This is a genomic window from Chryseobacterium sp. P1-3 (assembly GCF_000738495.1).
GTDB lineage: Bacteria > Bacteroidota > Bacteroidia > Flavobacteriales > Weeksellaceae > Chryseobacterium > Chryseobacterium gallinarum.
On record NZ_JPEQ01000002.1, the window covers coordinates 55,465 to 68,294 of the forward strand.

Genomic DNA, 12,830 nt, shown 5'->3' on the forward strand with positions numbered 1-12,830 from the left:
TTCTGCAGGTTTAGGAGCTTTACGGGCAGGAATTTTTTAAATCTGCATAATCCCGGATTTCCTGATCAAATCTCAAACGGTTCAAAACCAGTATTTCATCGTTATAAGGACGTATCATTCCGATAGCTTCAGTATCACGAAGAACAAAAGTACCAATACCTACCATTGCGGTTTCTTCGAGGGCTTTTAATAAAAGCCTGTAGGCACTTTCACCATTTTTCTGGGGTTCCAGATAATAAGGAGTCTCAAAATATACACTATCTACCTCATCTTCCTTTACAAATTGATCAATAGAGAGTATTTTTGTTTTTTCAGGGCTTGCTGCTTCGTAGTCTTCTTCATCAAGAACGATATATTTATCATCCATGAGATAACCTTTAACGATATTTTCCCATTTTACTTCTTTTCCCGTATTTTCATTGACTCTTTTAAACCTGATGTTGGAAAAATCGGATTTATCGAGCATGTCAAGATCCAATTTAGTAGTTTCTGTAGCAGAATAAATTTTTACGGGAATGTTTACTAAACCGAAGCCAATAGCGCCGTTCCAAATTGCTTTCATTGTCTTACGTTTTTAAAAATCAAGCAATTAATATGCCGTTAGAAAAGGAGAAGTGTCTTTCATGTGCTTTGTTGCCAAATGACAATTGTATTTACAAACTACTTTTAATACCTTTATCTTCCGACAATCTATGGATAAAACAAAGCATGGAAGAACTTTTTAATTACATCAGAAAATTTGGTATTCTCAATGAGCAGGATGAGCTTTTGATTGCTAAAGGAATTCAGGAAATAAAGATACGGAAAGGAACACCTTTTGTAGAAGCCGGGAAAGTGAGCCAAAGAATTGCTTTTGTGAAAGAAGGGGTATTCCGGTCCCTGTATTATAATAAACAAGGGGATGATTTTACCCGGTATTTTATTTATGAAGGGAGATTTATCGGAGATTTTCAGGGATTTACGGATCAGCTTCCTGCTCATGAATATATTGAAGCAATTACGGATTCGGTCTTGCTCGTGATAGATCTTGATTACTTTAAAGTGCTGGAAAGAGAGATCGCTATATGGCCGGTACTGTTTGCCAGGATTCATGGTTTTGTAGCAGAAAATAAACTTAAGGTGGCCAGTATTATGCTGAATCAGGATGCCAAATCCCGTTATATCCATTTTTTAAACCATTATCCGGGGCTCGCCAACAGGGTGCCACAGTCAATGCTGGCATCTTACCTTGGGGTTACTCCTTCATCATTAAGCAGGATCAGGAGAAATATTGTATAGTATCAGTAGGAATTCAATAAAGAAATCATAGTATTTGATAAAAAAGCGTTTTTGTCAAATGACAATGGCCTGCCTTTCAAACTGCCATAGCTTTGCATTATAAAATTAAATATATGGATATTGTATTAGGATTGCAGTGGGGAGATGAAGGAAAGGGAAAATTTATTGATCTCATCAGCGAAAAATATGACATTACAGCCCGTTTTAACGGTGGAGCTAACGCAGGACATAGCATAGAACGAAACGGACGTAAAATCACACTCAAAATGATTCCTTCAGGGATCTTTATGAAAGAGGTACAGAATGTTATCGGAACAGGTACTGTTATTGATCCTGTAAGTTTCAAAAAAGAAATTCTGAATCTTCAGATATTTGATACAACCGCTCAACCGGAAAATAATATCATCATTTCGAAAAAAGCACATCTGGTAATGCCTACTCACAGGCTCCTGGACATTTTTATGGAAGAAAATCCGGCGTACACTACCATCGGAACCACGAAGAATGGTATTGCCCAGGCATATTCAAATAAAATATTAAGACAGAATCTTAGAGTAGGGGATATCTTTTTTTCTGATTTTCAAAACAGGGCCCAGCATATTTTGGAAAGAGATTACAGGATGCTGAAAGATGAAGGAATGATTGTACTGCCTGCTTTAGAAGAGATCAGTAAAGAATTTTTTGATGCAGTAGATTTTCTGAAGAATTTCAATTGTACGGAAACTGAAATTTATCTTAATAAAGCCTTGTCGCAAGGTAAAAAAATACTGGCAGAAGGATCTCAGGCTGCCATGCTGGATATTGATCACGGTACCTATCCGTATGTAACATCTTCTTCAACAACGGCATCAGGGGCCAGCAGCGGTTTAGGTGTTTCACCTAAAAAGATCGGTGATATTTACGGGATTGCAAAAGCTTATTGTACCAGAGTTGGAAACGGAGCATTCCCCACGGAACTTTTAGATGAATTTGGGGATGAGCTCAGAATGAAAGGGAATGAATTTGGTTCTAATACGGGACGTCCGAGAAGAATAGGCTGGCTGGATCTGCCGGCATTAAAGTATGCGGTAATGATCAATGGAGTTACTCAGCTGGTTCTCACTAAAGCTGATGTCTTATCGGGTTTGAAATCGGTGGCTGTTTGTACCCACTATGAATCGGAAGATGGTAGTATTGAAACAATCGCTTCTGCACTTCCTGAAAATGCTAAACCTGTATTGAAATGGATGGACGGCTGGAAAGCTGATTTTTCAAAAATAAAAAGCGTTTCTGAATTGCCAAGAGAACTTATGGATTTTCTCACTTTTCTGGAAGCAGAATTAGAGATTCCTGTGGGGTATCTCTCTATAGGGCCCGGAAGAGAGCAGATTTTAACAATGAAATAAATAAACCAATATACTTCAATGAAAAAGCGGGGCAATGCCCCGCTTTTCATTTATGCTTTCAAATCCAATTTTAATTCCAATTCATCCAGTTGTGTATCAGCAATCGGTGCCGGAGCATCAATCATAACATCACGGCCTGAATTATTCTTAGGGAACGCAATATAATCCCTGATGACTTCATTCCCGTCGAGGATAGCTACCAGACGGTCAAAACCGAATGCTAAACCACCATGTGGAGGAGCTCCGTATTTAAAGGCGTTCATCAGGAATCCAAACTGGGCTTCTGCTTCTTCTTTCGAGAATCCTAAAAGATCAAACATTTTTGATTGAAGATCTTTATCAAAAATTCTGATAGATCCTCCTCCGATCTCGTTTCCGTTCAGAACCATATCGTAAGCATTAGCTCTTGCTTTTCCGGGATCTGTTTCCAGCAAATGGAAATCTTCCGGTTTTGGAGAAGTGAAAGGGTGGTGCATCGCATGGTATCTTTGTGTTTCCTCATCCCATTCCAGTAAAGGGAAATCAACCACCCAAAGTGGCGCAAATTCATTTCCTTTTCTTAATCCTAAACGGTTACCAAGTTCCATTCTCAATGCAGAAAGCTGCGCTCTGACTTTATTTTCGTTTCCGGAAAGAACCAACATTAAATCCCCTTCTTTTGCCCCGAATTTTTCGATAATTTTTGCCAGATCATCTTCATTATAGAACTTATTTACCGATGAGGTTTTCACTCCGTCATTCTGGAACTTCACCCAGACCATACCTGATGCTCCGATCTGTGGGCGTTTTTACCCAGTCTACAAGCTCATCAATTTGTTTTCTTGTATACTCTGCACATCCTTCAACATTAATTCCTACAACCAGTTCAGCGTCGTCAAATATTTTGAAATCTTTGCCTTTTACCAGCTCATTAAGTTCAACGAATTCCATTCCGAAACGGATGTCCGGTTTATCGTTTCCATATTTCTTCATGGCATCAGCAAATGTCATTCTCGGGAAATCGCCGAATTCTTTTCCGGTAATGTCCTTTAAAAGAGTTTTGGTCATTCCTTCAAAAACATTCATCACATCTTCCTGTTCTACAAAGGCCATTTCACAGTCGATCTGTGTAAATTCCGGCTGTCTGTCTGCCCGTAAGTCTTCGTCACGGAAACATTTTACAATCTGGAAATATTTATCCATACCTCCTACCATCAAAAGCTGTTTGAAAGTTTGTGGAGATTGTGGTAATGCATAAAACTGGCCCGGATTCATCCTGCTTGGTACTACAAAGTCTCTTGCTCCTTCCGGAGTAGATTTGATTAGGACAGGAGTTTCCACTTCAATGAAGCCTTCATCAGACAGGTAATTTCTTACTTTCTGAGCCATTTTATGACGGAAGATCAATTTATCTTTTACCGGATTTCTTCTGATATCCAGGTAACGGTATTTCATCCTTAATTCTTCTCCGCCATCCGTTTCATCTTCAATGGTGAAAGGAGGGAGTTGTGAATCATTCAGAATCGTTAGCTTTTCTACTAAAAGCTCAATTTCTCCGGTTGGAATATTCGGGTTTTTGCTGACTCTTTCAATAACTTTCCCGGTAGCCTGAATCACAAATTCACGACCCAGTTTTTTGGCTTCTTCCATCAATTGTGCAGAAGAACGGTCCTGGTCAAAAACCAACTGAGTAATTCCGTAACGATCCCGAAGATCTACCCAAATCATAAATCCTTTATCACGGATCGTTTGTACCCATCCTGATAGTGTAACTTCTTCATTTAGATTTTTCAGAGATAGTTCTCCGTTGGTGTGTGATCGAAACATAATTATTTGTTTAAAGTTCAATGTTTAAGGTTCAGTTTTGAACCTTGAATTTTTCGTTGGCAAAGATAAGATTTTTGTAGGGTTTATAAACAAAAAAACTTCCTTTCGGAAGTCTTGTTTATTTTTAAAAGGATTTAGTTTCTGACGGCCCCGCGCTGTATCAACAGTTTTGCCGTTTCCACTCCTTTCCCCATTTCCGCTAATTGTAATGGAGTTTTGTCTTTACATTTTTTATTAATATCTACCTTATTGTCCAGAAGGAAATTGATGATATTACGGCTTCCATATAGAGAACTGAAGCCAAGTGGGCTATAAGATTCCTGGCCAATTGTGAAACATTTGCTGTAATCTCCCGGAGCAAATTGCTTTTTAAATGCAGCTACATTATCAGAATTGATTGCTTTCATTTTCGCTTGTGTAAGCTGCTGCGCAGAAAGCATATTGGCGAATAAGAACAATCCAAATAGAAAAGTGATAGAGATTATTTTTTTCATAAGAACTATTTTTAAGAATATACAAATCTAATTAAATTTTATTACCAATTGCTAAGTTTTGATAATAATTGGATTTGTATTTTTGATTTCATCTAAATTATTGATTGGAAAATGACAAAATATATTGATTTTTTGAAAAAGGCTTTTAATGGAGAAGATACCGATTTTACGAAAGTGAATATCCGGAGCGCAGTACTTCTTTTAGCAATACCCATGATGCTCGAAATGGCTATGGAGTCTGTATTTGCATTAGTAGATCTCTATTTTGTGGGACATTTGAAGGAGAGCGGTTTTGCCATTCAGACTGTTGGGCTTACAGAATCGGTTCTTTCCATCATGTATTCTATTGCTATCGGGATGAGTATGGCAGCCACTGCTTTGGTTGCAAGAAGAATAGGAGAGAAAAATCCTGAACAGGCATCGAGGAGTGCGGCACAGGTAGTGTTGGTTTCATTCATTGTAACCTTTATTTTAAGCCTGGCAGGTGTAATCTATGCAGAAGAAATACTGATTTTAATGGGATCAAAGCCAGAGGCCGCCGCTTATGGAAAAAATTTCACAAGAATCATGATGGGAAGCAGTACTATTATTATGCTTTTATTTTTAATCAACGGAATTTTCAGAGGGGCAGGAAATGCTACCATAGCTATGAAAAGTTTATGGATTGCCAATATTGCCAATATCATTCTTTGCCCGGTCTTAATAAAAGGACTAGGTCCTGTTCCCGCCATGGGATTGACCGGTGCAGCACTGGCCACCACAATAGGAAGGAGTATTGGGGTACTTTATCAGCTGTATCATCTCCTTATTGCAGATACGCAGATCCGGATTAAGATGAGCTATTTTACCCCCGATTTTCCACTCATTAAATCTATTGTAAACATTGCAACTCCCGGAATTTTCCAATTTGTCATTGCTTCATGCAGCTGGATCTTCCTTGCTGAGCTTGTGGCAACAACCGGAGGTGAAAATGCATCTGCGGGATATCAGACAGCGCTGAGGTTGATGATGTTTTTCATGCTTCCGGCCTGGGGACTGAGTAATGCTGCCTCCACTCTGGTAGGGCAGAATATGGGTGCTAATGAAATGCTGAGAGCAGAACAATCTGTCATGAAAACAGTGAAGTATAATGTAATTTTCATGTTAATTGTAAGTTTATTGTTTATTTTCCTGGGAAACTTTCTGGTAAGCTTTTTTACGCAGGAAGCGCAGATTAAAGATTTTGCTAAAAATGCGCTGCATATTATGAGTATTGGATTTATATTTTATGGAATAGGAATGGTGATGATTAATGCTTTCAATGGAGCCGGCGACACCTGGACACCTACATGGGTTAACCTGTTTGGCTTCTGGATGTTTCAGATTCCTTTAGCCTATTTTCTCTCAAAACATCTGGATTTGGGACCTAAAGGTGTTTTTATTTCAATTCCGGCAGCAGAGACTTTGATTACGGTAGTAGCCTTTATTTTATTTAAAAGGGGAAAATGGAAGACCGTTAAGGTTTAGTAGCTGGAAGCTGGAAGAAAGAGGCTGGAAGTTGCAGTCAATGCATTATTGATTTTACTTTAAAGAAGATAAACCAGACGAATAATTATTCTTATAGCCACTATGACTTTCATTTTCCAGCTTCGAATCAGAACTAAACAGGTTGGAAGACATGAATAAAATTGAATTTTAATAGCTCTGTAGACTGCAATAACTTTCAGTTCCCATCTTCCATCTTCCTTTCTTTTATAAAAATTTAACAACTTAATAGGTTGGAATTTAGACCGATATTTTCTAACTTCGTTATTACAACAAATATTATTACTATGGGAAAAGGAGACAAAAAAACGAGAAGAGGTAAAATTCACTCAGGCAATTATGGAAAAAGAAGACCCAGAAAAGCATCAAAATCTTTTGTAGCCTCTGAAGAAAAATCTAAAAAGTAAAAATAAAAAGACCAAAGAATAGTTCTCTGGTCTTTTTTTATAAAAATTAAATTAATTATTTTCCGAAAATATTTCCAAGAATGCTTCCTAAGCCTCCTTGCTGTTGTTGGTTATTGTTCCCTCCGCCACCAAGAACGCTTCCTAAGATATCGTTCAGGGGATTTCCTGATGACTGAGATTGGCCTCCATTTCCAAGCACGCTTCCCAGAATGTCATTCAAGGGATTGGATTGCTGGGTCTGAGCCTGATTGGAAGCATTTCCAAGGATACCTCCCAAAAGGTCTCCCAAACCTCCTGCTCCTACATTGTTTTGTTGCTTCTGCTGCCCGATATAGCCCATTACAACCGGAGCGAGCATAGCAAGGACAGGACCTATTTTGTCTATTGAAATTCCTGTATTCTGCGATAATTGATTTTCTACTGTGCTTTTTTGCCCTCCGAATATATGATCAAGGATAGACCCTCCTTCGGCCTGCCTTGCTTCAATCTGTGATACATCATTTAAGATACTTCCGTTATGATCTTTATCTAAAGCATTGTTTAAAGCTTCTGCTTCTTTGGCATCCTTTGATTTATTTCTTAAATAGGAAATAATAAGAGGTGTGGCTACTGCCAATAGGGCGATGACCTGATTTTTGCTGATTCCGAATTTATTCTCAGCCTGTTCAGCAACCTGATTGCTGGTGTTCCCTGTAAGTAGGTCGATTAAGCTCATGTTTGTGTTTGTTAATGTATTAATTGAACCAAAGTTATCAAAAAATATGCCTCACAAAATGGTATCAGATCATAATTATTGTTAAAGTTTTTTTATCTCCTCTTCAGTATATCCTTTGCTTTTTAATAATTCTATGTATTCCAGTGCGCTGGCTGTCATCCAATGGATCGGTTCCGGAGCTTGTTTTTTATCAATAGTGAATTCCAGAATGCCCACATTATTATTCATCCATGGAAGTAAATAATAATTCAGTCCGCCTTTGTACGCTTTGAAATTATGAATTTCTTTTCCCCTTTCAGTAGAAAGTACAATATGAAAACAAAGTACATATGCCAAAGGAATGAAAAGGCATGTCCACGAATATCTTCCAAATGAAGAATATCTGGCAGAGGATAGACCATAGCCAATAGAAAGAGCAAAAATAATATTGAAAGGAATAAAAAATACATAATTATCAGAAACAGCATAGAAGGTAGAAAATCCATAAACACATACAGATCCTGCAGCAAAAACATAAAACATTTTCCTGTTTGTCCTGTATAATAAAATTGCTCCGGTTATTCCAAAAAATATAAAAAAATTGAAATTATAAAACAGGTATACAAAGGAGATGAAAAAGTCTTTTACATATTGTATGGTATCTTTTTTTAAAGAATCTTCTACCCAATTTCCTTGGTCTGATGAATAGGGTGAATTGATCGGATATCCTTGAGAAATATTTAATATAAACAAGGACGAGAACAATACTGCAAAAAGAAATAAAGATGAATAAAAATATTTTTTCTGTTGTCTGAAATAAAAAAGAAACACTAATAAGGCTGGAATCAGGAGGATATTCTGTATATGGACCCAAAGACTAATTCCTAAAAACAGACTGCTGAATATAATATAATTTCTTTTATTTTCTGAAAAAGTTTTAACCATAGAAAAGAAAAAAAAGACTTACCCATAGGGAATTGTAAGTATATACTTCTACAATTTCGGCATTCCTCCAAAAAGAAAAGCTGAAGCCAAAAATAAAAGCACTGGTAAGCGCAATCCATTCTGTTTTGGTAATGCTTTTAACCGTAAGAAAAATGATGGATACTGTAGCGGCTCCCGAAATAATGACCAAAAGGCGGCTTGCTTCAATGGCATTAAGTCTGGTTAGAGTTTTAATTAAAACAACCGTATTAATATATAGAAAATGACTGGTTGCTGTAGCAACACTAGTCCATCCTCCTTTTTCAGCATTTAGTATAAAACCTACACAGTCAGCAAAAGGAATCTTTGTAAAACTTCCGGCATAATATATCCCCAGAAAAATAAAAAATAGAAATACAGCAGATATATATTTGCCCATATTAGTTCTTTACAATAGGAACATTCGAGCAGGCTTCTCCGAACATTAAGGATTTTACAATAGGCTTTAGCTGTTCCACGAGCTCTATGTATGCATTTTCCGGAATTTCCTTATCAGAGCATCCTTTCACAAGAACCCTTTTTCCTCTCATTTCTTCAAAATCATAGGTTTGAATAGCATTGTGCATAAGAATTACTTCCAGATCCTCACGGTACCCAAACACAATCTTTTTCGCAACATCCGTAAGTTTTGCGGTTAATACAAAATATGCCCATAAAGGAATAATAGTGTCCACAGAATTATAGATATAGATATAAGCATCTTTATACTCTTCCACATTGATCCTGTCTACTTTTTCGCGGAAATCTTTCTCCTTCAGAATCATCTCCTGGAAAAGAAAATCTTTAAGGTCAATACCTTTTCTTTCCCCTTTTGGAAGCAGGGTAGTAAGGTCAAAATTTACAAGGCCGCTTTCTGCAACTTTATTCCGGATTTCAAATTCTTCTGACATTTTTATCATTATCTTTGAACAAATTTACAAATTAAGATCAACATATATTTAATTTGTTCTCTATCCTTACCATAGAAAGCTCCCATGATCCGGACTAAGTATCATGCAGAGCTTGAAAAGGTGTTTTATGGATATTAAACACATATTAAAAGATTTCGGAAGAAATGAAATATTATATTATTGCAGGAGAAGCTTCCGGTGATCTGCACGGAAGTAATTTAATGAAAGCCTTAAAACAAAAAGATCCGGATGCGGACTTCAGATTTTGGGGCGGAGATCTGATGAAAGCCCAGGGCGGTACTCTGGTTAAGCATTATCGTGATCTGGCTTTTATGGGGTTTTTGGAAGTAGTTATGAACTTAAGAACCATTTTAAATAACATTAAATTCTGCAAAGAAGATCTCCAGAAAAACAGACCTGATGTTTTAATCCTGATAGATTATCCGGGTTTTAATCTTAGAATTGCCAGATTTGCCAAAGAACTCGGAATCAGGGTTGTGTATTATATTTCTCCACAACTTTGGGCATGGAAGGAAGGCAGAGTGGAAATTATCAAAAAATATGTAGATGAAATGATGGTAATTCTTCCGTTTGAAGAAGATTTTTATAAAAAGCATGGAGTACACTCCCATTTTGTAGGGCATCCGTTGCTGGATGCTATTTCCGGTCTGCAGGAGATCAATATTGAGACTTTTAAAAAAAGAAAATGGGCTCAATGAAAAAGAAATTATTGCTTTATTACCGGGGTCGAGGAAACAGGAAGTAGAGAAAATGCTCGAAATAATGCTTTCGGTGAGACCACATTTTAAAAATTACCAGTTTGTTATTGCGGGAGCTCCAAGCCTTCCCAAAGAATTTTACCAAAAATATGTAGATGATAATGTTCACTTTGTTTCCAATAGGACTTATGATTTGCTGAGGTGTTCAAAAGCTGCTTTGGTGACTTCAGGAACGGCTACTTTAGAAACCGCTTTATTGAATATTCCTGAAGTGGTCTGCTACCGTGGAAGTAAGATTTCTTATGCTATTGCTAAAAGACTTGTGAAAAATATCAGTTACATTTCGCTGGTTAACCTGATCATGGATAGGGAAGTAGTAAAAGAATTAATCCAGGATGATTTGAATACTAAAAATCTGGTAGATGAACTTCATAAGATCTTATCAGGAGAGAAAAGGGACAAGGTGTTGAACGATTACGACCTTCTGAGAGAAAAACTAGGTGGGAAAGGTGCCAGCGATCATGCTGCTGAGGTGATTTTGAAGGTTATATAATGTTACCACACATTTCCTAAAAAAGAATTTAAATTGTCAAATTATAAATGAATCATTTAAAAAGTTATCTGTTACTATTTGTTGGTATATTTTTTTTCTCAAATAGCTTTGCACAGAAAAACAAATCCAGGGATCAGCTACAGATATTCTATTATGGCTGGTATGGGAATCAGGCAACGGATGGTAGCTTACAACATTGGAACCATGAAATTATCCCTCACTGGAGTAATCCAAAATGGAATAATCTGGGACATTATAAAGGCGGAGATGATATCGGGGCTAACTTTTATCCGGCATTAGGCAATTATAGCTCGAACGACTCAAAAATTATAGAGGAGCATATGAAAATGATGAAAGAAGCAGGTGTTGGAGTCGTTGTTATAAGTTGGTTAGGAAAAGACTCTTTTACAGATAAGAGTGTTATGAAATATCTGGATATGGCGGACCGTTTTAATCTGAAAATGGCTTTTCACATAGAACCTTTTTATAAAACCATTAAAGAACTGAAAGATCAGCTTTCTTACCTTGTGAAAACATATTCCCGTCATCATGCTTTCTATAAAAAAGATGGAAAACCTTTATACTATGTTTATGACAGCTATAAAATTCCTGCTGAAGAATGGATGAAATTGCTTTCCAAAGATGGAGCTATGTCAGTAAGGAACAGCGACCTGGATGCATTATACATAGGATTATGGGTAGAAAAGAATGATAATGTTTTTTTTGAAAAATCCGGTTTTGATGGCTTTTATACTTATTTTGCGAGTGAGGGATTTGTTTTTGGCAGCACTACTTCTAATTGGGATTACCTTTCCGGGTTTGCGAAAGATCACCATCTTATTTTTATTCCCTGTGTAGGCCCGGGCTATTCTGATACCCGCATCCGCCCATGGAATGAGGCGAATTTCAAAAACCGTGATAATGGCAGGTATTACAAAAATATGTTTGATGCTGCAGCAAAAGTGAATCCGGATTTTATCGGAATTACTTCATTCAATGAATGGCATGAAGGTACACAGATAGAACCTGCAATTCCTAAAAAATCCGGAGGTTTTACTTATGAAGACTATGGTAAAGATCCATGGTTTTATATCAAAGAAACTAAACGCTTGACAGATCAGTTTTTGAAGGAGAAATAGTTTAATGTATTAGCTTAGAATAAAATGAAAGTGTACCACACTAAATAGTATGGAGTAAGCATCGTTTAAACGAAACCCTTCTTGATAGAGATACAAGAAATTTAATAAAAAAGGCTGTTTTCACAGATGGTGAACGGCCTTTTTTATTGCTTGGTAAAAATTAAATCTTTTGTCTCTGGTAAATAAATATTAATGTCTGTTCCAGGAGGACATTTACTGTCATCCATAATAATATCGTTGGGACGGTATTCCCAGGAAATTTGTGTATCATTTATTTTTTTTAGAATAATTTTTCCCCAGCCAACGTTACAATTTGTACCACTATATGAGAATGTTATCTTATTTTGATCAGGTTTAGTACCGATACTAAAAAAATCTATTTTTGAAGTAGCATTATTTTTAGTATCCTGCAACACTGTACCAGAAGAATTTTTAACAATGTATTTTATAACTAAGGCATCTCTGTAAAATTTTTGATCACCATAGTCCATTAATTTATTTTCCTCTTTTGTTATATGTAAAATAATTTCTTTTCCTTGAAAATTAGTTTTATAAGCTCCTGTATATTGATATAGTTCATTATTCAAATCTTTTACATAAGCATTCATAGGAATATTTTTTAAAGAAGTGTTTAATGGTAATTGCTGTGCTTTGCAAGAAAATACGCTTATTGTAAAAAGAAAGAATAATATTTTTGTTTTAGTATTTATTGTTTCCATATTTTAATTATTTAATTTAAGAGCAAGATGTTGTAATGAGTTGATTGCTGGTGTTTAGTTCGATGATGTGTATTGTGTTGTCAAGTTCTATTCTTTGTAGATTAATTTTTCCATCCAATCCCATACTTTTTAACATCTTGAAAAATAACATTTCAGCACCTAAATTATTGATCGTGCCATCGGGATTGATATAGGTATTTCCATTCTTACCAAAATCAGTTAAGTCTTTGAGGTTTCA

Annotated in this window: 12 protein-coding genes and 2 pseudogenes; 6 read left to right on the forward strand and 8 right to left on the reverse strand. The window is 36.4% G+C overall.

Translation table 11 applies throughout. The annotated features are described in order from the left end of the window. Nucleotides 1-19 precede the first annotated feature (19 nt). Entirely contained in the window at nt 20-562 is a 543-nt protein-coding gene (locus HX13_RS00885; protein ID WP_316931204.1) for a Ku protein, read from the reverse strand. 146 nt (nt 563-708) lie between these two features. On the opposite strand from HX13_RS00885, the gene HX13_RS00890 reads away from it, so the two are divergent. Further along, nucleotides 709-1,278 (forward strand): Crp/Fnr family transcriptional regulator, encoded by a 570-nt coding sequence (locus tag HX13_RS00890; RefSeq protein ID WP_050019574.1) that lies wholly within the window; start codon nt 709-711, stop codon nt 1,276-1,278. Between the two features lie 113 nt (nt 1,279-1,391). Beyond that, the gene (locus tag HX13_RS00895; protein ID WP_050019575.1) at nt 1,392-2,663 is read left to right on the forward strand and encodes an adenylosuccinate synthase; all 1,272 of its coding nucleotides are present in this window, start codon (nt 1,392-1,394) and stop codon (nt 2,661-2,663) included. Nucleotides 2,664-2,713: 50 nt separating this feature from the next. On the opposite strand, the pseudogene aspS reads toward HX13_RS00895, so the two are convergent. Both aspS and HX13_RS00905 read right to left on the reverse strand, forming a co-directional pair. Beyond that, a pseudogene (gene aspS / locus HX13_RS00900) lies at nt 2,714-4,469 on the reverse strand (aspartate--tRNA ligase). A 134-nt stretch (nt 4,470-4,603) separates the two neighbouring features. Continuing rightward, the gene (locus HX13_RS00905) at nt 4,604-4,963 is read right to left on the reverse strand and encodes an ankyrin repeat domain-containing protein (protein ID WP_050019576.1); all 360 of its coding nucleotides are present in this window, start codon (nt 4,961-4,963) and stop codon (nt 4,604-4,606) included. Nucleotides 4,964-5,074: 111 nt separating this feature from the next. Between HX13_RS00905 and HX13_RS00910 the strand changes: the two genes are divergently transcribed. Together HX13_RS00910 and HX13_RS21730 are read left to right on the forward strand one after the other, a co-directional pair. Beyond that, nucleotides 5,075-6,469 (forward strand): MATE family efflux transporter, encoded by a 1,395-nt coding sequence (locus HX13_RS00910; RefSeq protein ID WP_050019577.1) that lies wholly within the window; start codon nt 5,075-5,077, stop codon nt 6,467-6,469. 305 nt (nt 6,470-6,774) lie between these two features. After that, a complete protein-coding gene (locus HX13_RS21730) occupies nt 6,775-6,894 on the forward strand; it encodes a 30S ribosomal protein THX (RefSeq protein WP_082129141.1) in 120 nt (39 codons plus the stop codon). 55 nt (nt 6,895-6,949) lie between these two features. Here the strand turns inward: HX13_RS21730 and HX13_RS00915 are convergent, their stop codons facing one another. From HX13_RS00915 to HX13_RS00930, 4 genes are all read right to left on the reverse strand, one after another. Continuing rightward, nucleotides 6,950-7,609, reverse strand: coding sequence for a DUF937 domain-containing protein (locus HX13_RS00915; protein ID WP_050019578.1), 660 nt, complete (start codon nt 7,607-7,609; stop codon nt 6,950-6,952). An 81-nt stretch (nt 7,610-7,690) separates the two neighbouring features. Continuing rightward, on the reverse strand, nt 7,691-8,341 hold the full coding sequence (locus tag HX13_RS23085; RefSeq protein WP_238554933.1) for a hypothetical protein: 651 nt from the start codon (nt 8,339-8,341) through the stop codon (nt 7,691-7,693). Between the two features lie 184 nt (nt 8,342-8,525). Continuing rightward, on the reverse strand, nt 8,526-8,951 hold the full coding sequence (locus HX13_RS23090) for a hypothetical protein (protein ID WP_050019580.1): 426 nt from the start codon (nt 8,949-8,951) through the stop codon (nt 8,526-8,528). 1 nt (nt 8,952) lies between these two features. Beyond that, the gene (locus HX13_RS00930; RefSeq protein WP_050019581.1) at nt 8,953-9,462 is read right to left on the reverse strand and encodes a DUF2480 family protein; all 510 of its coding nucleotides are present in this window, start codon (nt 9,460-9,462) and stop codon (nt 8,953-8,955) included. 164 nt (nt 9,463-9,626) lie between these two features. Between HX13_RS00930 and lpxB the strand changes: the two are divergent. Beyond that, nucleotides 9,627-10,734, forward strand: a pseudogene (lpxB, locus tag HX13_RS00935) (lipid-A-disaccharide synthase). 47 nt (nt 10,735-10,781) lie between these two features. Continuing rightward, nucleotides 10,782-11,873 (forward strand): glycoside hydrolase family 99 protein, encoded by a 1,092-nt coding sequence (locus HX13_RS00940; protein WP_050019582.1) that lies wholly within the window; start codon nt 10,782-10,784, stop codon nt 11,871-11,873. Between the two features lie 143 nt (nt 11,874-12,016). On the opposite strand, the gene HX13_RS00945 is transcribed toward HX13_RS00940, so the two are convergent. Continuing rightward, a complete protein-coding gene (locus tag HX13_RS00945; RefSeq protein ID WP_050019583.1) occupies nt 12,017-12,592 on the reverse strand; it encodes a DUF6705 family protein in 576 nt (191 codons plus the stop codon). Between the last annotated feature and the right edge of the window lie 238 nt (nt 12,593-12,830).

What these genes read in the sequence shown, in the direction of transcription:
- HX13_RS00890 (WP_050019574.1), top strand. Translation starts at nt 709, where the DNA reads ATGGAAGAACTTTTTAATTACATCAGAAAATTTGGTATTCTCAATGAG.
- HX13_RS00895 (WP_050019575.1), top strand. Translation starts at nt 1,392, where the DNA reads ATGGATATTGTATTAGGATTGCAGTGGGGAGATGAAGGAAAGGGAAAA.
- HX13_RS21730 (WP_082129141.1), top strand. Translation starts at nt 6,775, where the DNA reads ATGGGAAAAGGAGACAAAAAAACGAGAAGAGGTAAAATTCACTCAGGC.
- HX13_RS00945 (WP_050019583.1), bottom strand. Translation starts at nt 12,592, where the DNA reads ATGGAAACAATAAATACTAAAACAAAAATATTATTCTTTCTTTTTACA.
- HX13_RS00915 (WP_050019578.1), bottom strand. Translation starts at nt 7,609, where the DNA reads ATGAGCTTAATCGACCTACTTACAGGGAACACCAGCAATCAGGTTGCT.
- HX13_RS00910 (WP_050019577.1), top strand. Translation starts at nt 5,075, where the DNA reads ATGACAAAATATATTGATTTTTTGAAAAAGGCTTTTAATGGAGAAGAT.
- HX13_RS00940 (WP_050019582.1), top strand. Translation starts at nt 10,782, where the DNA reads ATGAATCATTTAAAAAGTTATCTGTTACTATTTGTTGGTATATTTTTT.
- HX13_RS00930 (WP_050019581.1), bottom strand. Translation starts at nt 9,462, where the DNA reads ATGTCAGAAGAATTTGAAATCCGGAATAAAGTTGCAGAAAGCGGCCTT.
- HX13_RS23090 (WP_050019580.1), bottom strand. Translation starts at nt 8,951, where the DNA reads ATGGGCAAATATATATCTGCTGTATTTCTATTTTTTATTTTTCTGGGG.
- HX13_RS00885 (WP_316931204.1), bottom strand. Translation starts at nt 562, where the DNA reads ATGAAAGCAATTTGGAACGGCGCTATTGGCTTCGGTTTAGTAAACATT.
- HX13_RS00905 (WP_050019576.1), bottom strand. Translation starts at nt 4,963, where the DNA reads ATGAAAAAAATAATCTCTATCACTTTTCTATTTGGATTGTTCTTATTC.